This window comes from Pseudomonas californiensis (genome assembly GCF_021147775.1).
GTDB lineage: Bacteria > Pseudomonadota > Gammaproteobacteria > Pseudomonadales > Pseudomonadaceae > Aquipseudomonas > Aquipseudomonas californiensis.
Map to the genome: position 1 here is coordinate 1 of NZ_JAGTPK010000051.1, position 26,369 is coordinate 26,369.

A 26,369-nucleotide genomic window follows, 5' to 3' on the forward strand; every position below is an offset into this window, starting at 1 on the left:
CGAACCTGCGTAGCTGCGCTCCGACTGCCTGTCCGGATGAGCGTGGAACGGGTGTCCGGATGTTGGTGGGCTGAGTGTCCAGATGGCGTGGAATCCGCACATTTTCTCTGCCGGACGTCTCCATAGGTTCGCGGTGAAGTCGAACTCGTCCCACTCGGCGTCAGCTGCCTCGCCAGGACGACACGCCGTAAGCGCGATAAGACGAAGGCACAACGCAGTCTCTGGGTAACCTCTATAGGATCGCAGCGCTTGATAAAACTGCTTGATCTGGTTGGTGGTCAATACGGCCTTGCTTTGGCAGGTTGGTATCCTGAGGAAGCCTTCCAAACTGGGTACTGGATTGAAATCAGCCAACCCACGCACTACCGCGTATTTATAAATTGCGGATAGGTCGCCTTTGACATGAATAGCCGCCCATGCACCGGAGCTTTTACAAGCTTCCAGTACAGGACGAATTTCTTTTGCAGTGATTTCTGCAATCGGGAACGCATCGAGCTTGGGGCTGAGATGACGCCGGATCCGAGACTCTTTGCCACGGAAGGAGCCCGGTGTGTAGCTCGACCTGACATGCTCAAGGTACGCAGCCGAAACCTTTGCAAACGAGCTTTCCATGGCTCTTTTACGCTCTGCAGCGGCGTCAATATTGCGCTTCTTGCCGTCTTTTCTGTGTTGTGCTGGGTTGATTCCTAGCTTTGTCAGTTTACGTGCTGCGTCACGTTCTGAGCGGGCTTCGGCAAGCCCAATCTCTGGGTAAGAACCGATAGCAAAAACATTTTCCTTGCCATCAAGTCTAAATTTCCATCGCCAAAGCTTACTACCACTAGGCTGCACCAAAAGAAAAAGCCCGCCGCCATCCCCAAGCTTGTAAGGGGTGGCAGCGGGCTTTGCCGTGCGGACTTTAGCGTCTGTGATTAGGTCTTTAGGCATTTGGGTATCCGTGATGGATGAGGTAAATACCCCCATCCTGAAATCGTGATACCCCTGATACTACCCCGCTTTTCTCTAGAACACTATCACCCTTGGTGAACCGCACTGAGCTCTGAAAATTTGGCCGTCCCTTGTAAATAGCGGGTTACAGGCCAATTTAAGGTGCAGTACGGTTCACTAGGGTTCAGTAGGAACATTCAGACGTTGAAACGGAAGTGCATTACGTCGCCGTCCTTGACGATGTATTCCTTGCCTTCCAGGCGCCATTTGCCAGCTTCCTTGGCACCGGCTTCGCCCTTGTACTGGATGAAGTCGTCGTAGGCCACGACTTCGGCGCGAATGAAGCCTTTTTCGAAGTCTGTGTGGATAACGCCAGCGGCTTGCGGTGCGGTGGCACCGACGCGGACGGTCCAGGCGCGGACTTCTTCGACGCCAGCGGTGAAGTAGGTCTGCAAGTGCAGCATTTCGTAGCCAGCACGGATCACACGGTTCAGACCTGGCTCTTCAAGGCCCAGGGCTTCAAGGAACATGTCCTTCTCTTCACCGTCGTCCAGCTCGGCAATTTCTGCTTCGATCTTGTTGCAGACCGGCACCAGCATTGCGCCTTCTTCCTCGGCGATGGCACGAACCACGTCCAGCAGCGGGTTGTTCTCGAAGCCGTCTTCGGCGACGTTGGCGATGTACATGACCGGCTTGGTGGTCAGCAGGTGGAAGCCACGAATGACGGCTTTCTCGTCATTGCTCATGCTCTTCATCAGGCTGCGCGCTGGCTTGCCTTCGGTGAAGTGGCTGATCAGCTGTTCCAGCAGGCCCTTCTGAACCACCGCATCCTTGTCGCCGCCCTTGGCATTGCGAGTGACTTTCTGCAGTTGCTTTTCGCAGCTGTCGAGGTCAGCGAAGATCAGTTCCAGGTCGATGATTTCGATGTCGCGCTTGGGGTCGACGCTGTTGGAAACGTGAATCACGTTCTCGTCTTCAAAGCAGCGCACCACGTGGGCGATGGCGTCGGTTTCACGGATGTTGGCGAGAAACTTGTTGCCCAGGCCTTCGCCTTTCGACGCGCCTGCCACGAGGCCGGCGATGTCGACGAACTCCATGGTGGTTGGCAGGATGCGCTTTGGGTTGACAATGGCAGCCAGCGCGGCGAGGCGTGGGTCTGGCATCGGCACGATGCCGCTGTTCGGCTCGATGGTGCAGAAGGGGAAGTTCTCGGCCGCAATGCCTGATTTGGTCAGGGCGTTGAACAGGGTGGACTTGCCGACGTTAGGCAGGCCGACGATGCCGCAATTGAATCCCATGGTGTTTCCCCTCGAGTGATGTCAGGCCTTCTGGCTGTGCAGGTTTTTCATCGCCCGGTTCCATTCACCGGCGAAGATATCCGGCAGCACGCCGAGGGCAAAGTCGATACTGGCGTCCAGTTTTTCCTGTTCGGCGCGCGGCGCTCGACCCAGGACGAAACCGGATACCTTGCTGGCATCGCCCGGGTGGCCAATGCCAAGCCGCAAGCGATGAAAAGTGTTCTGATTGCCGAGCTGCGCGATGATGTCGCGCAGGCCGTTGTGACCGCCATGGCCGCCGCCCACTTTCAGTTTGGCAACGCCGGGAGGCAGGTCAAGTTCATCATGCGCCACCAGAATGGCTTCGACCGGGATGCGGTAGAAGCCGGCAAGTGCCGCCACGGCCTGGCCGCTGCGGTTCATGTAGGTGGTGGGGATCAGCAGACGAACATCCTGACCCTGATGCGAGAAGCGCCCGGTCAGGCCAAAGAATTTGCGCTCGGGAACGAGATTGACTCGTTGCGCCGCAGCAATACGCTCTACGAAAAAAGCCCCTGCGTTATGCCGGGTCTGTTCGTATTCAGCGCCTGGATTTCCCAGGCCCACGATCAGTTGTATGGCGGTCACGACAGGGGCTCTTCCTTGGAGTTGAGGATCAAACCGCTGACGACAGCGGCAATGTGAACGAAAACTGCTCATTTACCATGATGTAAACTCCGCGATCTCGCCCGTCTTGCCTGCTATCGCTCGCGATATGTCCTGAGCAACTCCGACGTTACCGAGTGAATTACTCGGCAGCGTCTTCTTCGGTGTCTTCAGCAACAACGCGCGGTGCGTGGACGTTGGCGATTGCCAGGTCAGTACCGTGTGCCAGTGCTACGAACTCAACGCCTTTAGGGGCTTTGAGGTCGGACAAGTGAACGTTCGAACCAACTTCCAGCGCGCCCAGATCAACTTCGATGAACTCAGGCAGGTCTTTAGGCAGGCAGGTCACTTCCAGTTCAGTGGTAGTGTGCGAGATCTCGCCGCCTTTCTTGACCGGAGCTTCTTCGTTGATGAAGTGGATCGGTACGATTGCGGTCAATTTCTGACCAGCGATAACACGTACGAAGTCAGCGTGCATCACGTGGCCTTTGGCCGGGTGACGCTGCAGTGCCTTGATCAGAACGTTCTGCTTCTTGCCAGCAACGTTCAGTTCGATAACGTGGCTGAAAGCAGCTTCGTTTTCGAGCAGCTTGGCAACTTCCTTGGCCAGCATGCTGATGGATTCAGGGGCTTTGTCGCCACCGTATACAACAGCTGGAACCAGGCTCGCGAGACGACGCAGGCGGCGGCTCGCACCTTTCCCCAGGTCGGAACGCTGTTCGGCATTCAGAGTAAAATCATTCATGTTGTTTCTCCAAAATAACCACATTCACAATGGCGTTTGCGACCAGCGCCAGAGCGATATGGGCAAAAAAGCCCCGCCCTGACCGAATGTCAGGGCGGGGCGCTTTTCGTCGACGAGATGCAGGCTTTGGGTCAGACCCTTAGCGGAACATCGCGCTGATCGATTCTTCGTTGCTGATGCGGCGGACCGCCTCGGCGACTACCGGAGCGATATCCAGTTGACGGATACGGCTACAGGCTTGTGCTGCAGCGGACAACGGGATGGTGTTGGTCACCACCAGTTCGTCCAGCACGGAATTTTCAATGTTTTCGATCGCCCGACCCGACAGCACAGGGTGTGTGCAGTAGGCAAAAACCTTGGCAGCGCCATGCTCTTTCAGGGCCTTTGCCGCGTGGCACAGCGTGCCAGCGGTATCGACCATGTCATCGACCAGAATACACGTACGCCCTTCGACATCACCGATGATATGCATCACTTCAGAGTGATTGGCTTTCTCACGGCGTTTGTCGATGATACCGAGATCGACACCCAGGGACTTGGCAACAGCACGTGCACGCACGACGCCGCCGATATCCGGGGAAACGATCATCAGGTTTTCAAAGCGCTGGTCTTCGATGTCATCCACCAGGACAGGGGAGCCGTAGATGTTATCTACCGGAATATCGAAGAAACCTTGTATTTGGTCAGCATGAAGATCAACCGTGAGAACACGATCGATACCCACCACGGTCAGCATATCGGCAACGACTTTCGCGCTGATAGCAACACGCGCGGAACGCGGACGGCGATCCTGACGGGCATAACCAAAGTAAGGAATCACAGCAGTGATTCGGGACGCTGAGGAGCGACGGAAGGCATCAGCCATCACGACGAGTTCCATCAGGTTGTCGTTTGTCGGTGCGCAGGTCGGCTGAATGATAAAGACGTCTTTACCGCGGACGTTTTCATTAATCTCAGTGCTGATTTCACCGTCGGAAAATTTTCCAACAGAAACATCACCCAGTGGGATATGCAGCTGACGTACTACACGCCGAGCGAGATCGGGGTTAGCATTCCCCGTAAAGACCATCATCTTGGACACGCGCAGTACCTAGAGGCTGAGGGTAACCTGGATGAGTATAGAAAATGGCAGGGGCGGCTGGATTCGAACCAACGCATGGCAGGATCAAAACCTGCTGCCTTACCGCTTGGCGACGCCCCTGTATTGAATCAATCGAGTGCCTTGCACTCCATTCCTGTTACAGAATCTGTAGCTTGCGATGCAACATCGAAACGTTGCTTCCTTTCGCTACGAACCCCGTAAGGGTCTCTGCAAGAAGGGCCGAGACTTTATCAGCTTCAGCTTTGTTTGGGAAGGCCCCAAACACACAACTTCCAGTTCCGGTTAATTTTGCTTCGGTAAAATTACCTAACAAATTCAAAGCGTTACGTACTTCTGGGTAACGCCTCTCTACAACCGCCTTACAGTCATTTCGACTGTTTCCCTTGGGAACGGGGCGCACTTTAATGGGAGGAGAGTCGCGTGTCAACAACGGATCTGAAAAAATTTCTGCTGTACTTACAGCGACTTGCGGCACGAGCACTAAATACCAGGGTTCCTCGGGATTTACAGGGGTCAGAATTTCTCCAACACCCTCAGCAAACGCTGCGCGTCCCCGTACGAAAACCGGGACATCGGCACCGAGTGTGAGGCCCAGAGTGACCAGGCGATCTTCGTCCCAGCCCAGGTTCCACAAATGATTGAGGCCCAGCAGAGTCGTGGCTGCGTCCGAGCTTCCGCCGCCGATGCCTCCGCCCATGGGCAGACGTTTTTCCAGCCAGATATCCATGCCCAGCGTACAACCCGACTGTTTTTGCAAGGCTCTGGCGGCCTTGACGATCAGGTTGCTGTCATGGGGGACGCCGGGGACGTCGGTCTGCAGGCGGATTTCGCCATCCTCGCGGATCGCAAATCCCAGTTCATCGCCGTGATCGAGAAACTGAAAGATGGTCTGCAGCTCGTGATAGCCGTCAGGGCGACGGCCGAGAATGTGCAGCATCAGGTTCAATTTTGCCGGCGCGGGCAGTACCAGTTGAGGCGTGCTCATGGTTACTGTCCCAGCTTGCGAGGTTGCCAGTCCTTGATGACCAGCGTGACATCGAGGTCCTGGCCGTGCAGTTTGACCCGCTCGGGCAGCCAGTAACCGTTCTGTTCGACGTAGCTCAGGTATTCCACCTGCCAGCCATCCTGCTCCATGCTGGCCAGTCTGCTGTCGCCGTCCAGTGTGACCTGGCTCTTGCTGTCGGGAGCGGGCAAGCCGCGGACCCACCACACCAGGTGCGACACGGGCAATTTCCAGCCAAGCTGATCCTGAAGCAGTGTTTCAGGAGTAGTGGCTTCGTAACGGCCCTGGTTGGCCACTTCAAGTGCGACCGCGCCCGGTCTGCCGGTCAGTCGGGCAGCGCCTCGGCCGAGGGGGCCTGACAGGCGGATGTCGTAGTAGTCCTGTCGCTGAAGCCAGAACAGCGTTCCGCTACCCGAGTCCTTTGGCGCTCGAATGCCGACCTTACCGTTGATCTGCCAGCCATCGAGGCTGCTCAGCTGTTGTTTGTGTTCGCGCCATTGCGCGGGGTCGCCCTTGCCCTGAACGGCTTCGCGGGAAGTAAGACCGGCGCAGCCGGTGAGCAGGGCGATGAGGCTGAATACGATTACGTGGCGCAAAAACATAACGTCAAAGGGTCTCTGATCCGGTCAAACGCTGCAGAGTGCTGCGCAGAATAGGGCTGTCGGGTTGTTGCTCCAGGGCTTTGCCCCAGACTTTTCGTGCTTCACGCTGCTCGCCTTTGGCCCAGAGCACTTCGCCCAGGTGAGCGGCCACTTCATGATCAGGGAAGCGCTCGAGCGCCTTGCGCAAGTAACGCTCGGCCTCGTCCAGATTGCCCAGGCGATAATTCACCCAGCCGAGGCTGTCGAGCACCGCCGGGTCGTCGGGATTGATGGCGTGAGCCTTCTCGATCAACTCCTTGGCTTCGGCGTAGCGTGTTGTGCGATCGGAAAGGGTGTAGCCCAAGGCGTTCAGAGCCATGGCGTTTTCCGGCTCGCGCTTGATGATGTTGCGTAAATCCTTTTCCATCTGCGCCAGGTCGTTGCGCTTTTCAGCAAGCATGGCGCGGGTATAGAGCAGGTTGATGTCATCCGGATATTTTTTCAGCGCCTGGCTCAGCACCTGCCAGCCACGGTCAGCCTGATCATTGCTGGTCAGCGTTTCTGCTTCGATCAGGTACAACTGAATGGCGTAATCCGGTTGTTCGTCGCGTGCTTCAGCCAGCCGCTTCGAGGCTTCTGCCCCGTTGCCATTACTGATCAGGATGTCGCTCTGGCGCAGTTGCGCGGTCAAATAATCGGTGCCCGGGCCCACTTGGGCGTATTCATTGAGCGCGCCCTGCGGGTCGTCACGTTCTTCGTGGATACGGCCAAGGTTCAAGTGCGCAGAGTCGACATGGGCGCCACGCTCGATCAGCTCTTCCAGATAACCCGTCGCTTCGTCCCACGCTTTTGCTTCAAGGCAGACCAGCGCCAATGAGAAGCGCAGCTCATCATCATCGGGATACTGCTTCACCAGGCTGGAAAACTGCACTTTGGCGTCTTCCATGCGGTTCTGTTCGACCAGCATGCGCGCATAAGTGAGGCGCAGACGTTTGTCGTCCGGGTACTTCTTGATGCTTTTTTCCAGGATAGGCAGTGCTTCCTTGCCCCGATCCATGCTCTGCAGCAGGCGGGCACGCAACAGGATCGGCGCGATCTCGCCTTCTTTTGGCGAGTTGTCCTCAAGCAGCTTGAGCGATTGTCGAGAATCGCCGTTCTGTTGAAGCAGCAGCGCCTTGCCAAAAATCAACTGACTGTTATTGGGGTATTTACCGAGCAGTCGGTCGAAGCTTTTAAGCAGGCCGTTGCGGGTGTCGGAGTCGGTTTCTGCCGCAGAAAGCGCCAGGAAGTCGAAATGCGTGTCGCCCTGTCCCTGAAGCACCTTCTCCATGTAAACCATGGATTCGTCGTAACGGCCCGAGCGTGCCAACTGGATCGCGGCGGCGCGTTGCGCTTCGAGGTTGGTCCGGTCGTTTTTCGCCCAGATCAATGCCGTATCCAAAGCTGGCTGATCGGCCCCCAGGTATTCGGCAATACGGTAGGCGCGTTCAGAGACCCCGGGATCCTGAGTCTTGATCGCCTGCGTCACGTAGTTGTCCAGCGCGATGTCGAACCGGTTGCGTTGTCCGGCAAGTTCCGCACTCAGCAGGCTGACCAGGGTGTCCTGGGTGAACGAACCATACACCTGCGGCTTGGCTTCAGGCGCAGGAGGGGGGGCTTTTTGCACAGTCTCGGACGGCGAGGACACCGGCGCCATGGACTGGCAGCCACCTAGAAGGGCAAGGGCAAGGAACAACGCGGAGGATCTAGTCATATATAGGAAGGGCGGCTACCTGCGGTTTGGAGCATCATGACACAAGGCTGTCGGCAAAACCCACAGCCGTCGGAAAAACTACTGCAATGCTGATTTCGGCGATGCCGCGCGCCTGAAAAGGCGGGCGGCAACGTGCGATTCTAGTGGGACAATAATATGCGGTGGTTGTTCTGAGCTTATTGAAGTAGGACAATTGTCGGCTTCACGTCACCACCTGCGACCCTGAATGGCATTCCTTGCACTTGGCATCAACCATAAGACCGCCTCGGTCGACGTTCGCGAGCGCGTAGCATTTACGCCGGAGCAGTTGGTTGAGGCCTTGCAGCAACTCTGTCACCTGACTCACAGTCGTGAAGCCGCGATCCTTTCGACGTGCAATCGCAGTGAGCTTTACATCGAACATGACCAGCTCGTGGCTGATAATATTCTGGCCTGGCTGGCCGATTATCATCATTTGAGCCTTGATGAACTGCGCGCCAGCGCTTATATCCATGAGGACGATGCGGCAGTTCGTCACATGATGCGCGTTGCGTCGGGCCTCGATTCGCTGGTACTGGGTGAGCCGCAGATTCTTGGGCAGATGAAGTCGGCCTACGCCGTTGCCCGCGAAGCCGGTACGGTCGGTCCGTTGCTGGGACGGCTGTTTCAGGCAACGTTCAGCGCTGCCAAACAGGTGCGCACCGACACAGCGATCGGTGAAAACCCGGTCTCGGTGGCGTTTGCGGCTGTCAGTCTGGCGAAACAGATTTTCAGTGATCTGCAGCGCAGTCAGGCACTGCTGATCGGTGCAGGCGAAACCATCACTCTGGTCGCCCGGCACCTGCACGATCTGGGTGTGAAGCGTATTGTGGTTGCCAACCGTACGCTGGAACGCGCCAGTATTCTGGCCGCCGAGTTTGGTGCTCATGCTGTGCTGCTTTCGGATATTCCGGCAGAACTGGTCAACAGTGACATCGTGATCAGCTCCACCGCCAGCCAGTTGCCGATTCTGGGCAAAGGCGCGGTGGAAAGCGCGCTTAAGCTGCGCAAACACAAACCGATCTTCATGGTCGATATCGCCGTGCCGCGTGACATCGAACCTGAAGTCGGCGAGCTGGACGATGTCTATTTGTACAGCGTCGACGACCTGCATGAAGTCGTCGCAGAGAATCTCAAAAGTCGTCAGGGCGCTGCGCTGGCGGCTGAACAACTGGTCAGCACCGGGGCTGAAGACTTCATGTCTCGCCTGCGTGAGCTGGACGCAGTCAATGTATTACGCGCCTATCGCCAGCAAAGCGAACGGCTGCGCGACGAAGAATTGAGCAAGGCGCAACGCATGCTGGCCAACGGCAGTAATGCCGAAGAGGTACTGGTCCAACTGGCGCGCGGCCTGACCAACAAATTGCTGCACGCTCCCAGCGTTCAGCTCAAGAAGCTGTCTGCCGAGGGCCGCGTCGATGCGCTGGCCATGGCTCAGGAACTTTTTGCCCTCGGTGAGGGCTCGACGGATAAACCCCCGCAATGAAAGCTTCACTGCTCAATAAGCTGGATGTGCTCAGCGACCGCTTCGAGGAACTGACGGTATTGCTGGGCGACGCCGAAGTCATCAGCGACCAGACCCGATTTCGCGCCTATTCCCGTGAATATGCCGAAGTAGAGCCCGTTATCGCGCTTTACAAGCAACGCCTCAAGGTGTCGGCTGATCTGGACGGCGCTCAGGCCCTGCTCAAGGACAGTGACCCGGACATGCGGGAAATGGCTGTCGAGGAAGTGCGCGAGACCAAGCAGCAACTGGTCGAACTGGAAGCTCAGTTGCAACGCATGCTGCTGCCGAAAGACCCGAACGACGGACGCAACGTGTTTCTCGAGATCCGCGCGGGCACCGGCGGTGACGAAGCGGCGATTTTCTCCGGCGACCTGTTCCGCATGTACTCGCGTTACGCCGAGCGGCGCGGTTGGCGTGTGGAGATTCTTTCGGAAAACGAAGGCGAGCATGGCGGCTACAAGGAAGTCATTGCCCGCGTCGAGGGCGATAGTGTCTACGGCAAACTGAAATTCGAGTCTGGTGCCCACCGTGTGCAACGCGTACCGGAAACCGAGTCGCAGGGCCGGATTCACACCTCGGCCTGTACCGTCGCGGTGCTGCCCGAGCCGGACGAGCAACAGGCGATCGAGATCAACCCTGCCGACCTGCGCGTTGACACCTACCGCTCCTCGGGTGCTGGTGGTCAGCACGTCAACAAGACTGACTCGGCGATCCGCATCACCCACTTGCCGTCGGGTATTGTTGTCGAATGTCAGGAAGAGCGTTCGCAGCACAAGAACAGGGCCCGGGCAATGTCCTGGCTGTCTGCCAAACTGAATGATCAACAGACCAGTGCAGCGGCCAACGCCATTGCCAGCGAGCGCAAGCTGCTCGTCGGGTCGGGTGATCGTTCGGAGCGTATCCGCACGTACAATTTCCCACAGGGTAGGGTCACCGATCACCGCGTGAACCTTACGTTGTATTCCTTGGATGAAGTTCTGGCAGGTGGAGTCGATGCAGTGATAGAGCCGCTACTCGCTGAATATCAGGCTGATCAACTTGCGGCACTGGGTGAGTAAATGACTATCATCGCCAGCTTGTTAAGAAGCGCTGAGCTTCCTGATTCACCCACCGCACGACTCGACGCCGAGCTGCTGCTGGCGGCAGCATTGGGCAAGCCACGCAGTTTCCTGCACACGTGGCCCGAGCGCATCGTCAGCACCGAAGCGGCGTTGGCGTTCGCGGGCTACCTGCAACGTCGGCGTACCGGCGAGCCTATTGCCTACATTCTGGGTCAGCAAGGTTTCTGGAAACTGGACCTCGAAGTCGCGCCCCACACGCTGATTCCACGGCCCGAGACCGAGATGCTGGTCGAGGCCGCGCTGGAACTGATCCCGACGTTTGCCAAGGCCGAAGTGCTGGACCTGGGCACCGGCACGGGCGCAATAGGCCTGGCACTGGCCAATGACCGTCAGCAGTGGAAGGTCACTGCCGTCGATCGCGTGCTCGAAGCCGTTGCGCTTGCCGAGCGCAACCGTCAACGGCTGCATCTGGACAACGCAACAGTCCTGAGCAGCCATTGGTTCAGCGCCGTCGAAGGTCGTCACTTCGATTTGATCATCAGTAACCCGCCCTACATCGCCGATGCCGATCCGCACCTTGCGGCTGGCGACGTGCGTTTCGAGCCGAGCAGCGCGCTGGTGGCAGGTTCAGATGGCCTGGACGATTTACGCACCATCATTACTCAAGCTCCCGCGCACCTCAACGCTGGTGGCTGGCTGTTGCTTGAACATGGCTACGATCAAGGCGCGGCAGTTCGCGAATTGCTCACACGGCAGGGTTTCGAACGTATCCAGACCCGCCGCGACCTCGGTGAGCACGAGCGCATCACATTCGGATGTATGCCGTGCTGAGTGACCAGGAGCTGCTGCGTTACAGCCGCCAGATCCTGCTGCAACACGTTGATATCGAAGGGCAGCTACGTCTCAGGCAGAGCCGAGCACTGATTGTCGGTCTCGGCGGCCTGGGTTCACCCGTGGCGTTGTACCTGGCGGCGGCAGGAGTTGGCGAGTTGCATCTGGCGGACTTCGACAGTGTCGACCTGACCAACCTGCAACGCCAGATCATTCATGACAGCCAGAGCATCGGTCTGACCAAGGTCGATTCGGCCATTTCGCGCCTTGCCGCCATCAATCCTGAAGTGAAGCTGGTTGCGCACCGCGAGGCGCTGGATGGTGACTCGTTGAGCGCTGCCGTGGGTGCCGTTGATCTGGTGCTCGACTGCTCCGATAACTTCAGCACACGTGAAGCCGTCAACGCTGCCTGTGTGGCCGCAGGCAAACCGTTGGTCAGCGGCGCGGCCATCCGGCTGGAAGGTCAGTTGTCGGTCTTTGACCCACGCCTTGCCGAGAGCCCGTGCTATCACTGTCTGTACGGCCACGGCAGCGAGGCCGAGCTGACTTGCAGCGAAGCCGGTGTCATCGGCCCGCTGGTCGGGCTGGTGGGCAGCCTTCAGGCGCTCGAGGCGTTGAAGCTGCTGGCCGGTTTCGGCGAACCCATGGTCGGTCGCCTGCTGTTGATCGATGCGTTGGGTACCCGGTTTCGCGAGCTGAAGGTCAAGCGCGACCCGGCTTGTGGGGTGTGTGGTCTATCGCGCAGGCAGGGCGAGCATGTCTGACATTCATATGAGCTACGCCAGCGACGCACCGATCGGAGTATTCGATTCTGGAGTAGGCGGCCTGTCGGTGCTGACCGAAATACGCCAGCGCCTGCCCGACGAGTCCTTGCTGTACCTGGCGGATGCCGGTCATGTCCCGTACGGTGAAAAAAGCCCCGAATTCATTATCGAGCGTTGCCTGACCATTGCCGGTTTTTTTCATGAGCAGGGGGCGAAAGCTCTGGTGGTGGCGTGCAATACCGCGACCGCGTCCGGCGTTGCGCACATCCGCCAGCGTTATCCTGATTGGCCGGTCGTGGGCATGGAGCCAGCGGTCAAGCCTGCTGCCGAAGCGACACGCAGCGGAGTGGTTGGCGTGCTGGCAACAACGGGCACGCTGCAGAGCGCCCGGTTCGCCGCATTACTCGACCGTTTTGCCAGTGACGTGCGCGTTGTGACTCAGCCATGCCCTGGCTTGGTCGAGTTGATCGAAACAGGCGACCTCGATAGCCAGCAAATCCGCCAATTATTAGGCCATTATGTCGAGCCGTTACTGGCCGAGCGCTGCGACACGATCATTTTGGGTTGCACCCACTATCCGTTTCTCAAACCGTTGTTACGCGAGATGCTCCCGGACTCGATCACCCTCATCGACACCGGGGCTGCGGTGTCGCGTCAATTGCAGCGTCTTTTGTTGCAGTCGAATCTGCTGGCCAGCGGTCCTGCGCGAGAAACGTTGTACTGGTCCAGTGCCGATCCAGAAAAATTCAGAAAAATCCTACCAAGCCTATGGCAAAGTTCTGGCAATGTGAGAAGCTTCGAATTGTAAAAAAAACGTGAAAAAATCGATTTTGAGGCTGAACTATCGTCCCATTTCCGATTTCTATAATCGCGTCTGGTGAGTTTTCAACACTTTCTTACAACTTCGTACAATTTGGGACGTTTCTCATGAAGAGAATCTTTTGTCTGGCCGTTTTCTCGGCCATTTTGGCGGGACAGGCTTCGCTGGCCCAGGCTGATGGCGTTGAGTTTTCGGTTGGGCAGTCCACCGATTCGGCAATGACCTACCGTCTGGGCGTGCAATTCGATTGGGACAAAAGCTGGTTGCAGAGCGACATTGGTCGCCTGACGGGTTACTGGGATGGTGCTTACACCTACTGGGAAGGCAAGGACTACAAAGACAACCACAGCCTCTCGTTCTCGCCTGTTCTGGTGTATGAGTTCGGCAACGGCAGCGTAAAACCTTACGTTGAGGCCGGTATCGGTGTGTCGGTGTTCTCCAACACTCAGGTTGAAGATCGTAAGTTCGGTTCGGCATTCAACTTCGAAGACCGCATCGGTTTTGGTCTGCGCTTTGCTGGTGGCCACGAAGTCGGCATACGCGCTACTCACTATTCCAACGCCGGCATCAAGCAGCCGAACGATGGTGTAGAAAGCTACGCATTGCATTACAAGATGCCGTTCTGATTGTTCGAACGTTGATCTGATCGCGCGCCTGCCAAGGCGCGTGTTGATTGCAGGCCGTACGCCGCTGCTACAGTGATTGAGTTGAACAAGCCACCGATCTTAAACGTATGACCTGCCGGCCTTACAGATAAGCCGTCGCAATGCCTTTGCGTTCGTTCAGGCAGTCTTCCGCCCCGGCTTCAAACTCCCTGCAGATCAACGGACGCTTTTCGTAGATTGTGCACATCATCGTGTTGCGATCCAGTGCCGCGCACCAGCCGTCGTCCAGACGCAGCATCACTTCCCCGCCCCATTCATCGGTATCGATGTACCGTTCAGGCACGCCCGTGTCGGTGATAAGCATCACCTCCAGCTGACAGCAGCAGGCCGCACAGGTCGAACAGGTTACTTGGGTATCTTCGGCAAGGGCGGTGACGGGAATAAGGACAGGCTTCAGAAAGGTTCTCCAGAGGTATTTGCGGCTGGCAGGGCGCGACGAGTGGCCAGCCATTGGAGCAGCGGAAACGTGATCGCCCAGACCAGGCTCAATATCGTCATGCTTGGCCACAATCCGAGGGGCAGAGAAACCTGCGCCAGCTGCGAGCCGGCATAGTACGACATCGGGCCACTAATAGCGCCCAGCAAGGCCGCTCGCCATAACGGCTTTGCGGTCCACGCCAGACAATGATTGAGAGTCGTGCCCAGCAAAGCCCAGAGCAGCACCAGCCATAGTGGGATGAGGTAGCCGCTGGTCCCGAAGTCGAACACGCCGAGTCGCATCAGCAGGCTGTCGAGCACGATACCGGCCAGCGTCACCAGCAACACAAGGCGGCCCTCGGCGGCCCATGAGCTGATCCACAGAAAATGGATCAGCAGCAAGACCACTGCAATCAACTGCCAATAGCTGTTGCTGCCCAGCACGCAGGCAAACCAGCCAGCCTGAAACAACAGCGCGTTGGCGAGTGTTTTAAGCATCGAAACGCCCAAGCAGTGGCTGGCGCAAGGCTTCGGGCTTGGCCAGCAACAGCTGTGCGGTCCCGATGGTGCGCTCCAGAAACCCGCCTTCGCAGTAGCACAGGTAAAACTCCCATAACCGCAGGAAGTACTCGTCATACCCCAGGTCTTTCAACTTGGCATGCGCATGTTTGAAGTTGTCATGCCAGATGCGCAGCGTGCGCGCGTAATGCAGGCCGAAGTCTTCCATGTGCAGCAGGTTCATGTCGGTGTCGCTGCCTACGATATCGAGCATCTTGGCCACGGAGGGCAGGGCGCCACCAGGGAAGATATAGCGCTGGATGAAGTCCACGTTGCGCTTGGCCTGCACGTAACGCTGTTCACGAATGGTGATTGCCTGCAGCAGCATCAGACCGTCACTCTTCAGAAGCTTCGCGCATTGTTTGAAGTAGGTCGGCAGGAACCGGTGGCCGACCGCTTCGATCATTTCGATCGACACAAGCTTGTCGAACTCGCCGACGAGGTCACGGTAGTCTGTCAGCAGCAGCGTGACGCGACCATGCAAACCCAGCTCGGCGATGCGCGCCTCGGTATAGGCGTGCTGCTCCCTGGACAAGGTCGTGGTAGTCACGCGGCAGCCGTAGTGCTGAGCCGCATAAATGGCCATGCTGCCCCAGCCGGTGCCGATTTCCAGCAGATGATCGGTCGGTTTCAAAGACAGCTTCTGGCAGATCCTCTCCAGCTTGTTCAACTGCGCCTGTTCGAGGGTATCGTCCTCGCTTAGAAACTGCGCAGCCGAGTACATCATGGTCGGGTCGAGAAACTGCTCGAACAGCGTATTGCCGAGGTCGTAATGGGCCGCGATGTTTTTCTGCGAACCCTTGCGGGTGTTGCGGTTGAGCCAGTGCAAGCCATGGATCAAGGGCCGCGTGAGCCGGGCGACGCCGCCTTCCATTGCATCCAGCACGTCCAGGTTGCTGACGAACACTCTGACCACCGCCGTCAGGTCCGGGGTGCTCCAGTACCCATGGATAAAGGCTTCGCCCGCGCCGATGGAGCCGGTACTGGCGATCATGCCCCAGGCAGCCGAATCCAGTATGTGGACCTCGCCCTGAATCAATGCGCCAGCCTTGCCGAACACATGGCGTTCGCCCCGTTCGACAACTACCAGTTGGCCGTTGCGCAGACCTGCGAGCTGACGCAGCACGCCTCGGCGCAGAATATTGGCGGTCAGGCCATTGGTACCCAGATTGGCAGAAAAACTACTGCTACTGCTTTTCATGGCGTGGATCCTTGGGTTGCGCGGCGGCAGCACGGTAAACGCCGTCGGCGGCCTGATGGGAAAAAACAGGGATGCGTTTGACGAGCAGACGCATGGCCTGCCAATAAATGGCCAGGCAGGTCTTGGCGGTCATCCACGGGTAGGTAATCAGATAACGGTGCAGTGTCTGACGGCTCAACTGCTGACGGCTGAGATTGAGGGTTGCGTCGAACATTTTCAGCTCGCCCTGCCAGTCGGCCATGTGCACACCGATGCGTTCGGCAGGCTGGCTGAAGCTCATGCGGTATTCGAGGTCGCGTGGCAGAAAAGGCGACACGTGAAACGCCTTGGCGACGGCGAAGTGCTGATGCCCTTCGCCGTTGGCCGGTAACACGTAGCTGTAGCGCTCGCCCCACGGAGTGTTGGTGACTTCGCACAGAATGGCGGCCAGCGTTCCGTCCACCTCATGGCAGTAGAAAAAACTGACCGGGTTGAACGACAGGCCCCAGCTGCGCGCCTGAGTCAGCAGGCAGACGCGGCCAAGCGGCATATGGCCGAGCGCCGTCCCGACCCGTTCGCGTACCGCTTCTATCAGCGGCACGCCGCGCCCGGTCAGTTCTGGAAGGTAGTCGCGTTCACGAAACGAAAAAGGCGCGAAGCGCTTGCTGCCAGCCAGAGGCGAAAGCCCGAAGACCTCGGTCTGTTCGTCCAGGTCCAGGTAAAGCAGGCCTATCCGATAGGTGAATGCGTGCGCACGCGGAGCGAATCGCCGATGGGTGATCCAGCCACTGTAGAGCGCGCTGTTCACAGGGCTTCCCCAAATGCTTCAGCCACACGCAAGCCGCTGACCACGCCGTCTTCATGAAACCCGTTGGCCCAGTAAGCGCCGCAGTACCAGGTATGTTGAACGCCGTTCAGTTCCTGCCAGCGCGCTTGGGCGGCTACCGCACCAAGGCTGTATTGCGGATGCGCATACCGATAACGGCCGATGATTTTTTCCGGGTCGATTGCCGCGGTCTGATTGAGACTGACGCAGAACGTCGTGTCGCTCTCGATGCCCTGGAGAATGTTCATGTCGTAAGTCACCGCGGCCAATTGCTGCGCGCCGCCGCCCAACCGATAGTTCCAGCTGGCCCACGCCAGTGAGCGTTTTGGCAGCAACCGTATATCGGTGTGCAGCACCACGTCATTTTCGGCGTAGGGCAGGGCGCCCAGAATCGACTGTTCGACGCTGGACGGCTCGGCCAGCAGCTTGAGCGCCTGGTCGCTGTGACAGGCAAACACCACCTTGTCGAAGCGCTCGCTGCCCATCGCGCTGTGCACGGTCACGCCGTCGCTGTCGCGCTCGACCCGGTTGACCGGGCACGACAAGCGGATCCGTTCGCGAAATGAAGCGGTCAGCGGCTCGATGTAGCCCCGGGAGCCGCCTTCGATCACGCACCATTGTGGCCGGTGAGTGACGGACAGCAGGCCATGGTTCTTGAAGAACCGCACGAAGAACTGCAGCGGAAAGCCCAGCATGTCAGCCAATGACATGGACCAGATCGCAGCACCCATGGGCACGATGTAATTATCGATGAAGCGTTGGCCGTAACCGCTGTTTTTCAGGTAATCGCCCAGTGTGGTGTCAGCCGCGATGCGCTGGTGTTCCAGATCGTCGATGGCCTGACGATTGAAGCGCAGAATGTCGCGCAGCATGCCCCAGAACCGGGGTGACAGCAGGTTGCTTCGCTGGGCGAAAAGGCTGTTGAGATTATTGCCGTTGTATTCAACGCCGGTGCGCGGATCATGCACCGAGAAGCTCATCTCAGTCGGTTTGAACGCCACGCCCAACTGGCCCAGCAGGCGAATGAAGTTGGGGTACGTCCAGTCATTGAACACGATGAAGCCGGTGTCGATGGCGTGATGCTGTCCGTCCACCTGAACGTCAATCGTGTGGGTGTGCCCGCCAATCCAGTCCGAAGACTCGAAGACTGTCACATCGTGAGAACGGTTCAGCAGGTAGGCGCTGGTAAGCCCGGCGATGCCGCTGCCGATGATTGCGATTTTCATTGAATATCCTTATTCGATGTCGCATCGGGTGTGGAGGATCGGGCCATGCGCTTGCCAATGGCAAACCTGAGCCGTGCTGGCAGCAGGGCAATCAGTTGCATGCTGAAAATGAACGCGGCAGGAAACGCGATATCCAGTGGCCGCCTGCTGCGTGCGAGCTTTTGCGCAATATGTTTAGCCGCTTTGCCGACCGGCCAGCGCATTGGCATCGGGAAGTCGTTCTTCTGCGTCAAGGGGGTGTCGACAAACCCTGGGCTGACGACGGTGACGTCAATGTTCTCGCTGGCCAGGTCCAGTCGCAGTGCTTCAAACAGATAGCGTAGCCCCGCCTTCGACGCGCCGTAGGCTTCAGCCCGGGGCAACGCGAGGAACGTGACCGCGCTGGCCACGCCTACCAGGTGTGGCTGTCGACCTTTGCGCAACAGCGGCAGGGCTTCCTGGATGCAGTAGCTGCTGGCCAGCAGATTGGTGCGCACGACCCGCTCGACCATGGCCGCTTCGAAGCTGCGCGAATCAATGTACTCGCATGTACCAGCGTTGAAGATTGCGGTGTCCAGCGCCCCCCATTCCTGAGCGATGCGGTCCGCGATGGCGCTGACCTGGGCAATGTCAGTGATGTCGCCGGTGGCCAGCAGCACCTGACCGGGATAGCGCTGGCTCAGGTCCTGCAGCGGCTCAAGGGTTCTTGCGGTCAGCGCCAGCAGGTTTCCTGCGTCAAGCAACTCCTGGGCAAGTGCCAGCCCGATGCCACTGCTGGCGCCGGTCAACCAGATACGTCGTGCCACGGGTGTGCTCATGCCAGCCTCTTTTTAAGCCAATTGATCACCCGACCCATGACCGGCAAGTGCTCGTAGAGCAATGCACCGGCGTCGAAATAATCCCTGTGTCGATAAACCTTGTCGTGCCACTTGAGGTGCGAGCAGCCATCGACATGGATCGTTTTTCCATCGGCAAGACGCGGGTGCGAGTAGCTCATGGTCCAGACCAGATAGCCCTCGCCGGGCCTTGCTTCATCAAACGCGTGGAACGTGAACCGCAGGCCCTCGACGTTGGCATACAGCTCTGCGAAATAGCGTTTCATGGCCTCGATGCCATGGATCTCGTGCATCGGGTCGGTAAACGACACATCGTCGCTGTACAGCTCGCTGACCTGATCAAGGTTGTCCTTGTTCAGCGCGGCGAAGCCTTCAGCGAACCGATGCAGGAAGTCACTCATCGCCAGTTCCCGTGGCCGCCTGGCGACTCGGCAACGCCTTGAAAGCGGCCAGAGCGCGGGCGCGGCTTTTGCTCAGGTCGACAATCGGCGCAGGATAATTGGCTACCCCGAACAGCCCTCCAGCAGACGCCGGGTTGTGCACCTGTTTTTTGTTCAGGTCCGACAGCTCCGGCAGCCAGCGTTTGAGGAACACACCTTCCGGATCGAAGCGCTCGGATTGCGACAGCGGGTTGAAAATACGGAAGTACGGGACCGAATCGGTGCCCGTCGACGAGCTCCACTGCCAGCCGCCGTTGTTGGCAGCCAGGTCGCCGTCGATCAGGTGACGCATGAAAAAGCGTTCGCCTTCCCGCCAGTCAATCAACAGGTTTTTGGTGAGGAACATGGCAACGACCATCCTTAGTCGGTTGTGCATCCACCCGGTTTCCAGCAACTGGCGCATGGCGGCATCAATAATCGGCAGCCCAGTGCGAGCTTCCTGCCAGGCCAATAATTCGTCGGGCGCGTTGCGCCATTTCAGCGCCTCGGTTTCCGGGCGGAAGGCGCGGTGACGTGAGACGCGCGGATAACCGACCAGGGTGTGCTTATAGAACTCTCGCCACAAAATCTCGTTGATCCAGGTCACGCTTCCTTCGTTGCCGGTCTCGAACTCGCCGTGGTTACTGGTCAACGCGGCATGCAGACATTGGCGCGGCGAAACCACACCGGCCGCCAGATACGCCGAAAGCTGACTGGTGCCAGGCTTGGCCGGCAAATCACGTTCGGTCTTGTAATAGTGAATCTGCTCATCGCTGAATTCGGACAGGCGACGGTGCGCTTCTTCCTCGCCTGCAGGCCATAACTCACTCAGTGCCTTCGACGGCGGCTTGAAGCCTTTGACCTGCTCGGGTATGGCGTCACTTTTGACCGACAGGGTCTGCTGTGCAGAAGGCGTGCGCACCGTGCGAGGCATGGCTTCGTGCAGGCGCGAATAGCAGACCTTCTTGAACTGGCTGAAAACCTGAAAATAGTTGCCGGTCTTGGTCAGGATGCTTCCTGGCTTGAACAGTAACTGGTCCAGATGACTGTGAAAATGAATGCCAGCGTCTTCCAGCGTCTGTTGCACGGCCTGATCACGACGGGTTTCGTTGATGCCGTATTCCTGATTGGTGTGCAGGCCTTCCACCTTGAACTGCGCACAGAGCTGGGCGAGCACTTCAGGCGCCTTGTCCCAGGTATCAGCGTCACGAATCAAAAGCGGCACGCTCAAGCGAGCCAGCGCTTTCTCCAGTTCGACGAGATTGCGGAGCCAGAAGTCCACCTTGCAGTCCGCGTCATCATGGCTTCGCCATTGCGCCGGGCTGATCAGGTAAACCGCCACCGTCGGACCCTGCTCCATGGCAGCGCCCAGCGCCGTATTGTCATGAACGCGCAGGTCGCTGCGCAGCCAAACCAGTTGCATGTTTAGTCCTTAGATAATGCCGAGCTTGCCGAGCTCGATCTGAGCACTGAGCGGATCGTGGACGAGAGTCAGGCCATCGATCTCGTTTGAACATACGAGCAAGTCGGCGTGATGGATCTTTACCGTTGGTCCACCCAGAACGACAGGGCAGGAAATGTTGGCCAGCAATTTGGGCAATTGGGCCACGTTCAGTGCTTTGCTTGAATACAGCAGGATGCCGCGCGGCTCCAGGTACTCGGCGGCCAGCGCCAGCTCGCCGACCGGTAAAGGCCAGTCGAATACTTCCACCGGGCAGTCCGCGCTGCTGACCAGCCAGGCGGTAAGCCAAAGATGCGGCTCAAGCGGCAGGTCTGACTGGTTCACCAGCAGCAGCGGCTTGCCGGACAGTTGCCGATTGTTGTGGTAGATCCGGGCACCGAATTTGCTGCGCAGCCAGGAATAAAAGAACGCACGTTCCAACTGAGCACCAAATTTGCCCTGCCATCGCTGTTCCAGCTCTGCCAAAAGTGGCAAAAGCAGTTGTTCGCAGAGCGTACGTGGCGGGTACAAGGACATTGCCTGGTTGAATACGTCATCAACGCGGCGTTCGGCCAGTTCTGCAATGGCGACCAACAAGGTCTGACGCAGGGTGTCCCAGTCGTTGGTCGGGGTCACCGAGTCCTGCGGGTTGTCATCAATCAGATGTTTGACCTGACTGACCGACACGCCTCGGTTGAGCCAGGTCAGGATGGTCATGACGCGCTGCACGTGTTCTTCGGTGTACAGGCGATGGCCCTTGGCTGTGCGGTGCGGGACGATCAGCCCGTAACGGCGCTCCCAGGCACGCAGAGTGACGGCGTTGACGCCGGTCTGGCGCGCGACCTCGCGGATCGGCAGCCAGTCGGTCTGTTGTTCCTGGTCAGTTTCATTCATGGGTCAGATCGCATTCCGCAGGCTGAGGTTTTCCGGGTGGGGCTGCATGTAAACCTGCAGCGCCACATAAGGGTCCGGGTGTTGGCGGAAATGGTGCTTGAGCAGCGTCAGCGGCACGATCAGCGGCACGATGCCCTGATGGTACTGGCCGATCAGTTGCTGAATCTCCTGCTTGTCCTCGGCGCTGATGGTCTGCTTGAGGTAGCCCGTCAGGTGCTGCAGGACATTGGTATGGGTGCGCCGGGTCGCGCATTTCTTCAGTGCGGCCATGAGCTCACTGAAGTACTGCGGAGCGATCTCGTTGGGATCGCTACGGCCCATGCTGCCGAGCATTTTACCCAGCGCCTTGTATTGCACCGGGTCGTTTGCCATCAGCTGGTATTTGTAACGTGAGTGGAATTCGGTCAGAGCCCGGCGGGTCACACCGTTTTTCAACAACTGCTGCCACGCGGAATAGGCGAACACGCGCGTCACGAAGTTTTCCCTCAGGACGGCATCATTGAGGCGCCCGTCTTCCTCGACCGGCAGGTTGGGGTGACGTTCGCAGAACGCCTGGGCATAGATCCCGCGTCCGCCGCCGTCAACCGGGGCGCCGTTTTCGCGATATACCTTAACGCGTTCGAGGCCGCACGACGGGGATTTCTGCATAAAAATGTAGCCGCAGATATCACCCAGTTCTTCGGCCATACGTGTGCCGTACTCTGCCAGCGCATCAGTAACGTCGAGCTCGCGATTGACCGTGCCCAGCGCCCTGGGAGTTTCAGCGTCACCTACCAGCCGAATCGGTTCGCGCGGGATGCCCATGCCGATGGCGACTTCCGGGCAAGCTTGAATGAAATCGAAGTATTCGCTCAGTGCGCGCGTGCACAGGTGCGACTCTTTATGGCCACCATTGAAACGTACCTCGGCGCCCATCAGGCAGGCACTGATACCGAGTTTTGGTTTTTCGATAACGGGCGTGGACATCACCAACCTCTGCAAAAGACTTGTACAGACGACATGCTCTGTACAACTTGGCTTCATCATAGGTGCATAGCTGTACAAGTCAAATTGTTTGTACAGGCCTGGCGAGGGTTTTCCGGGGATCAGATTGGAGGAGAAGACATGACCGGCAGCTCAATGGCTGCCGGTGTAAGAGTGCTTTTTTCAAATTTCGGAACAGGGCTGCTTTCGGGGCCCTTGAGAGCTGTATCAAAAACTACTTCCAGCCCATGCGCCAAATGTCCTGCGCCTGCAGTGTCTGCCAGGGCATGCGCTCACTGCGTTGGGTGAGTACGGCCTGCAATTCGATTTCCAGCACCGTGCCTTCTTCGTCCTTGAACAGTTCGGTGACCAGAAAATGTTTTTCGCGGTTCACCGGTACGGCTGCTGTCCATTTCGACAACAGCAATTTGCGTGGGTTTATCTGATTCATTCGAGGTGTTCCAGCAGGCGTCGCGCGGCTTCCTGACCGCTGAGCCAAGCGCCTTCAACGCGCCCCGACAGGCACCAGTCGCCACAGACGTAAACGCCCAGATCCGCATCGGACAGCGCACCCCATTCATGCGAGCCGGCTGGCCTTGCGTAGAGCCAGCGGTGAGCCAGGCTGAACGCTGGCGCGGGCATGGCGCAATCGATCAGTTCGGCGAACGCGCCGTGCAGCTGTTCAATGACCTCTTCCTTGGGCAGGTCGAGATGCTGACGGCTCCACTGGCTCGTGGCATGCAGAATCCAGGTGTCGAGCGTATCGTCGCGGCCCGGTTTGCTGCGGTTGCGCGCCAGCCAGTCCAGCGGACTGTCCTGAACAAAACATCCCTGCATGGGTGTCTGCAGTGGCGTACTGAAGCCCAACGCAATGGCCCAGGTCGGTTCCATCTTGACGCTTGCCACCACGCTGGCCAGCTTGGGCGCGGCCGCCAGCAGCGCGGTTGCCTGAGGCGCCGGAGTCGCAATCACGACATGGCTGAACGGCCCATGGCTTTCGCCCTCGGCATCCAGCAGGTTCCAGTGCTGCTCACCGCGAAACACCTCGGTGATACGGCATGAAAACGATACCGGCAAGTCGCCGCGCATGGCACGGGTGATCGCACTCATGCCGGGCTGGCCTACCCAGCGTACTTGTTCGTCGGGTGAGGGGCTGAGTACGCCGCCATGAGAGTTGTAGAGTAATGGTGTCCATTCGGCCACATGGCCTTCGGCTTGCCACTGTTTGACGGCCGTCGCAAAGCGTCGGTCGCGGGCGGTGAAATATTGCGCACCCATGTCCAGCGAGCCTGCATCGCTGCGCTTGCTGGACATTCGACCGCCGCTGCCGCGGCTCTTGTCGAACAGGTGTACGTGATGCCCGGCAGCGGTGAGCGCCTGGGCAGCGGAAAGTCCGGCGATACCGGTACCGATGATTGCGATGGGTACAGTCATAGGGGCCTCGTTACCTTGTCTGCACAGACTACGCCGTAGTTAAAACCTGTACAATCCTCTCGTTTGGTATAACTTGCAGGGATTGTCGGTTTTAATGTGAGTCACTCTGCAACCCCTAAGGTCGAAGACGGTCAGTCTGTTGCCATTCGAAATGGGCCGACCACCCGAGCCGGGCGGTAAGACTCCAATACGTTCAGGTGTGGCCTATGGTTCAGCAAAAGGTTTCGTTGTTTGCATAAGCGCTACCCGTAACAAATAGACTACTCAACTGCCACGAACGCCACGCGAGGTAACCTGCCATGCACATATTGCTGACCGGCGGTACGGGTTTGATCGGACAGGCGCTCTGCCGTCTCTGGTCTGCTCAGGGCCATCAACTGACTGTCTGGAGTCGCCGACCCGGGGACGTGCCAAAACTGTGCGGCCCTTCGGTCCGAGGTGTGGCGCACCTGGACGAACTGGGCGCCCAGGCAGTTGATGCAATCATTAATCTTGCGGGCGCACCTATCGCTGACCGGCCCTGGACGCGCAAGCGTCGTTTGCTGCTCTGGGAAAGCCGGATTGGCCTGACTGAGCAATTGCTCGCATGGATCGGCAAGCAGGCGCAAAAGCCCGCCGTATTGATTTCCGGTTCTGCGGTCGGCTGGTATGGCAACACCGGTGAACGAGAGGTGGACGAGACGTCACACCCGGCCAAGGAAGATTTTGCCAGCCAGCTGTGTGGTGCCTGGGAAGAGACCGCGCAGCGCGCAGAGGCGCTGGGCCTGCGGGTTGTCCTGCTGCGCACAGGTCTGGTGTTGTCCGGAGACGGCGGATTTCTGCAACGATTGTTGCCGCCTTTCAAGTTCGGTATGGGCGGACCTATCGGTAACGGTCGGCAGTGGATGCCCTGGATTCACATCCAGGACCAAATCGCCGCGATTGATTTTTTGTTGAATCTGGACGACGCACGAGGCCCTTATAATCTTTGTGCGCCAGCACCTGTGCGTAACCGTGAATTTGCCCGGACGCTGGGAGGCGTACTGCACCGCCCGGCTTTCATGCCGCTGCCTGCGCTGGCCTTGAAAGCCCTGTTGGGCGAGCTGTCTGTGCTGCTGCTCGGCGGCCAGCATGCCCGGCCAGAGCGTCTCGAGCAGGCTGGCTTCACGTTTCGCTTCACTGATTTGAAAACAGCCCTGCAGGCGTTGCTGGGCCGACACTGAATACTATTGAATTAGGAAGTTGCATGACCGATCACGCGTTGTTGCTGGTCAATCTGGGTTCGCCGGCGTCCACAGAAGTGGCGGATGTGCGTCGTTATCTCAACCAGTTCCTCATGGACCCGTACGTTATCGATCTGCCTTGGCCGGTTCGCAGGCTGTTGGTGTCATTGATCCTGATCAAGCGCCCGGAGCAGTCGGCCCACGCTTATGCCTCGATCTGGTGGGATGAAGGCTCTCCGCTGGTGGTGTTGAGCAAGCGCTTGCAAGAAGTGGTCAAGAAAGAGTGGTCCCATGGGCCGGTCGAGCTGGCCATGCGTTACGGCGAGCCGTCCATCGAAACCGTGCTGACGCGTCTGGTAGAGCAGGGCATCAAGAAGGTTACGCTCGCGCCTTTGTACCCGCAGTTTGCTGACAGCACGGTGACCACCGTGATCGAGGAAGCCAAACGGGTGGTGCGGGCCAAATCGCTGAAAATGCAGTTTTCACTGCTGCAGCCGTTCTTTGATCAGCCCGAATACCTGGATGCGCTGGTTGCCAGCGTGCGCCCGCATCTGGAACAGCCCCATGACCATCTGTTGCTGAGCTTCCACGGTTTGCCGGAGCGGCATCTGCACAAGCTTGATCCGACCGGCAAGCACTGCATCAAGGATGACTGCTGCATGACTGCGCCCGCAGAAGTGCTCGCCACCTGCTATCGCGCGCAGTGCATACAATCGGCTGCGGCGTTTGCCAAGCGCATGGGCATCCCTGATGGCAAATGGTCGGTATCGTTCCAGTCACGTCTGGGTCGTGCCAAGTGGATCGAACCCTACACCGAAGCGCATCTTGAAGAGCTGGCTGCACAGGGTGTGAAGAAGTTGTTGGTGATGTGCCCGGCATTCGTGGCGGACTGCATCGAGACGCTTGAGGAGATCGGCGATCGGGGTGCCGAACAATTCAAGGAGGCGGGCGGCGAGGAGTTGGTACTGGTGCCGTGCCTGAACGACGATCCGAACTGGGCGCGTGAACTGACTCGATTGTGTGAGCGGGCGCCGTTGATGCTGTGATGGATGACGGCCTGCATGGACGCGGCCTTCAGCGCAGCGCAGACCCGCTCTGGTTGGGGATCATTTCCGCCGCAGTCAGGATCTGAGTGTCTCAAGGTTGACGATCGGATAGTTTTTAGTCGTTCTGGATTGTGGACTCAGTGACTTGTGCGCTCGACTCAGGTCACCTTTTCGCCCCTCGGCGACCCACTTTGATGGGGCCAAAGTGGGCAAAGCCCCAGGCTCCGGTTGGGTCCGCCTGCGGCGGAT

28 protein-coding genes and 1 tRNA gene are annotated in these 26,369 nt (G+C 58.4%); 8 read left to right on the forward strand and 21 right to left on the reverse strand.

Translation table 11 applies throughout. The annotated features are described in order from the left end of the window. From KDX37_RS27000 to KDX37_RS27040, 9 genes are all read right to left on the reverse strand, one after another. Positions 1 to 927, reverse strand: a 927-nt coding sequence (locus KDX37_RS27000; RefSeq protein WP_231656288.1) for a tyrosine-type recombinase/integrase, incomplete at its 3' end; no start/stop codon positions are given. Positions 928 to 1,124: 197 nt separating this feature from the next. After that, positions 1,125 to 2,225, reverse strand: a complete 1,101-nt coding sequence (gene ychF / locus KDX37_RS27005) for a redox-regulated ATPase YchF (protein WP_231656289.1) — start codon at positions 2,223 to 2,225, stop codon at positions 1,125 to 1,127. A 21-nt stretch (positions 2,226 to 2,246) separates the two neighbouring features. Further along, entirely contained in the window at positions 2,247 to 2,831 is a 585-nt protein-coding gene (pth, locus tag KDX37_RS27010; RefSeq protein WP_231656290.1) for an aminoacyl-tRNA hydrolase, read from the reverse strand. 160 nt (positions 2,832 to 2,991) lie between these two features. Beyond that, the gene (locus KDX37_RS27015; RefSeq protein ID WP_231656291.1) at positions 2,992 to 3,594 is read right to left on the reverse strand and encodes a 50S ribosomal protein L25/general stress protein Ctc; all 603 of its coding nucleotides are present in this window, start codon (positions 3,592 to 3,594) and stop codon (positions 2,992 to 2,994) included. 139 nt (positions 3,595 to 3,733) lie between these two features. After that, on the reverse strand, positions 3,734 to 4,675 hold the full coding sequence (locus tag KDX37_RS27020; RefSeq protein WP_002552145.1) for a ribose-phosphate pyrophosphokinase: 942 nt from the start codon (positions 4,673 to 4,675) through the stop codon (positions 3,734 to 3,736). A gap of 45 nt (positions 4,676 to 4,720) precedes the next feature. Beyond that, positions 4,721 to 4,795, reverse strand: a tRNA-Gln gene (locus KDX37_RS27025). A gap of 37 nt (positions 4,796 to 4,832) precedes the next feature. After that, positions 4,833 to 5,681, reverse strand: a complete 849-nt coding sequence (gene ispE, locus KDX37_RS27030; protein WP_231656292.1) for a 4-(cytidine 5'-diphospho)-2-C-methyl-D-erythritol kinase — start codon at positions 5,679 to 5,681, stop codon at positions 4,833 to 4,835. 2 nt (positions 5,682 to 5,683) lie between these two features. Then, a complete protein-coding gene (gene lolB, locus KDX37_RS27035; protein WP_231656293.1) occupies positions 5,684 to 6,301 on the reverse strand; it encodes a lipoprotein insertase outer membrane protein LolB in 618 nt (205 codons plus the stop codon). 4 nt (positions 6,302 to 6,305) lie between these two features. Then, complete coding sequence (locus KDX37_RS27040) at positions 6,306 to 8,033, reverse strand: tetratricopeptide repeat protein (RefSeq protein ID WP_231656294.1); 1,728 nt, start codon at positions 8,031 to 8,033, stop codon at positions 6,306 to 6,308. Positions 8,034 to 8,259: 226 nt separating this feature from the next. Here KDX37_RS27040 and hemA point away from each other — a divergent pair, with 226 nt between their 5' ends. The 6 genes from hemA to KDX37_RS27070 all read left to right on the forward strand — a co-directional run bounded on the left by hemA (position 8,260) and on the right by KDX37_RS27070 (position 13,660). Further along, positions 8,260 to 9,537 (forward strand): glutamyl-tRNA reductase, encoded by a 1,278-nt coding sequence (gene hemA / locus KDX37_RS27045; protein ID WP_231656295.1) that lies wholly within the window; start codon positions 8,260 to 8,262, stop codon positions 9,535 to 9,537. Beyond that, positions 9,534 to 10,616, forward strand: a complete 1,083-nt coding sequence (prfA, locus tag KDX37_RS27050; protein ID WP_231656296.1) for a peptide chain release factor 1 — start codon at positions 9,534 to 9,536, stop codon at positions 10,614 to 10,616. Before hemA ends, prfA begins: the two co-directional genes overlap by 4 nt. Beyond that, positions 10,617 to 11,450 carry a peptide chain release factor N(5)-glutamine methyltransferase gene (prmC, locus tag KDX37_RS27055; RefSeq protein WP_231656297.1) on the forward strand — a complete coding sequence of 278 codons (834 nt, stop codon included), beginning with the start codon at positions 10,617 to 10,619 and terminating at the stop codon, positions 11,448 to 11,450. Next, complete coding sequence (locus KDX37_RS27060) at positions 11,444 to 12,214, forward strand: molybdopterin-synthase adenylyltransferase MoeB (RefSeq protein WP_231656298.1); 771 nt, start codon at positions 11,444 to 11,446, stop codon at positions 12,212 to 12,214. The genes prmC and KDX37_RS27060 overlap by 7 nt, the downstream gene beginning before the upstream one ends. Next, on the forward strand, positions 12,207 to 13,022 hold the full coding sequence (gene murI / locus KDX37_RS27065; RefSeq protein WP_231656299.1) for a glutamate racemase: 816 nt from the start codon (positions 12,207 to 12,209) through the stop codon (positions 13,020 to 13,022). The genes KDX37_RS27060 and murI overlap by 8 nt, the downstream gene beginning before the upstream one ends. 119 nt (positions 13,023 to 13,141) lie before the next feature. Further along, entirely contained in the window at positions 13,142 to 13,660 is a 519-nt protein-coding gene (locus KDX37_RS27070; protein WP_231656300.1) for an acyloxyacyl hydrolase, read from the forward strand. Positions 13,661 to 13,781: 121 nt separating this feature from the next. On the opposite strand, the gene KDX37_RS27075 is transcribed toward KDX37_RS27070, so the two are convergent. From KDX37_RS27075 to KDX37_RS27130, 12 genes are all read right to left on the reverse strand, one after another. Then, a complete protein-coding gene (locus KDX37_RS27075) occupies positions 13,782 to 14,096 on the reverse strand; it encodes a YkgJ family cysteine cluster protein (protein ID WP_264759405.1) in 315 nt (104 codons plus the stop codon). Next, entirely contained in the window at positions 14,093 to 14,614 is a 522-nt protein-coding gene (locus KDX37_RS27080) for a DUF2878 domain-containing protein (protein ID WP_231656301.1), read from the reverse strand. The genes KDX37_RS27075 and KDX37_RS27080 overlap by 4 nt, the downstream gene beginning before the upstream one ends. Continuing rightward, positions 14,607 to 15,875, reverse strand: coding sequence for an SAM-dependent methyltransferase (locus KDX37_RS27085; protein ID WP_231656302.1), 1,269 nt, complete (start codon positions 15,873 to 15,875; stop codon positions 14,607 to 14,609). The genes KDX37_RS27080 and KDX37_RS27085 overlap by 8 nt, the downstream gene beginning before the upstream one ends. Then, positions 15,862 to 16,662 (reverse strand): DUF1365 domain-containing protein, encoded by an 801-nt coding sequence (locus tag KDX37_RS27090; RefSeq protein WP_231656303.1) that lies wholly within the window; start codon positions 16,660 to 16,662, stop codon positions 15,862 to 15,864. The genes KDX37_RS27085 and KDX37_RS27090 overlap by 14 nt, the downstream gene beginning before the upstream one ends. Next, the gene (locus tag KDX37_RS27095) at positions 16,659 to 17,906 is read right to left on the reverse strand and encodes an NAD(P)/FAD-dependent oxidoreductase (protein WP_231656304.1); all 1,248 of its coding nucleotides are present in this window, start codon (positions 17,904 to 17,906) and stop codon (positions 16,659 to 16,661) included. The genes KDX37_RS27090 and KDX37_RS27095 overlap by 4 nt, the downstream gene beginning before the upstream one ends. Next, positions 17,903 to 18,703 carry an SDR family NAD(P)-dependent oxidoreductase gene (locus KDX37_RS27100; protein ID WP_231656305.1) on the reverse strand — a complete coding sequence of 267 codons (801 nt, stop codon included), beginning with the start codon at positions 18,701 to 18,703 and terminating at the stop codon, positions 17,903 to 17,905. Before KDX37_RS27100 ends, KDX37_RS27095 begins: the two co-directional genes overlap by 4 nt. Further along, complete coding sequence (locus tag KDX37_RS27105; RefSeq protein WP_231656306.1) at positions 18,700 to 19,122, reverse strand: nuclear transport factor 2 family protein; 423 nt, start codon at positions 19,120 to 19,122, stop codon at positions 18,700 to 18,702. The genes KDX37_RS27100 and KDX37_RS27105 overlap by 4 nt, the downstream gene beginning before the upstream one ends. Beyond that, positions 19,115 to 20,563, reverse strand: coding sequence for a deoxyribodipyrimidine photo-lyase (phrB, locus tag KDX37_RS27110; RefSeq protein WP_231656307.1), 1,449 nt, complete (start codon positions 20,561 to 20,563; stop codon positions 19,115 to 19,117). The genes KDX37_RS27105 and phrB overlap by 8 nt, the downstream gene beginning before the upstream one ends. Before the next feature lie 9 nt (positions 20,564 to 20,572). Continuing rightward, a complete protein-coding gene (locus tag KDX37_RS27115; protein WP_231656308.1) occupies positions 20,573 to 21,475 on the reverse strand; it encodes a MerR family transcriptional regulator in 903 nt (300 codons plus the stop codon). Between the two features lie 3 nt (positions 21,476 to 21,478). Beyond that, entirely contained in the window at positions 21,479 to 22,441 is a 963-nt protein-coding gene (locus tag KDX37_RS27120) for a YbgA family protein (protein WP_231656309.1), read from the reverse strand. 232 nt (positions 22,442 to 22,673) lie between these two features. Then, entirely contained in the window at positions 22,674 to 22,889 is a 216-nt protein-coding gene (locus tag KDX37_RS27125) for a TIGR02450 family Trp-rich protein (RefSeq protein WP_231656310.1), read from the reverse strand. Beyond that, positions 22,886 to 23,872, reverse strand: coding sequence for an NAD(P)/FAD-dependent oxidoreductase (locus KDX37_RS27130; RefSeq protein WP_231656311.1), 987 nt, complete (start codon positions 23,870 to 23,872; stop codon positions 22,886 to 22,888). The genes KDX37_RS27125 and KDX37_RS27130 overlap by 4 nt, the downstream gene beginning before the upstream one ends. Before the next feature lie 299 nt (positions 23,873 to 24,171). On the opposite strand from KDX37_RS27130, the gene KDX37_RS27135 reads away from it, so the two are divergent. Both KDX37_RS27135 and hemH read left to right on the forward strand, forming a co-directional pair. Beyond that, positions 24,172 to 25,074, forward strand: coding sequence for a TIGR01777 family oxidoreductase (locus tag KDX37_RS27135; protein ID WP_231656312.1), 903 nt, complete (start codon positions 24,172 to 24,174; stop codon positions 25,072 to 25,074). Between the two features lie 23 nt (positions 25,075 to 25,097). Continuing rightward, positions 25,098 to 26,120 carry a ferrochelatase gene (hemH, locus tag KDX37_RS27140; RefSeq protein ID WP_231656313.1) on the forward strand — a complete coding sequence of 341 codons (1,023 nt, stop codon included), beginning with the start codon at positions 25,098 to 25,100 and terminating at the stop codon, positions 26,118 to 26,120. The last annotated feature ends 249 nt before the right edge of the window (positions 26,121 to 26,369 follow it).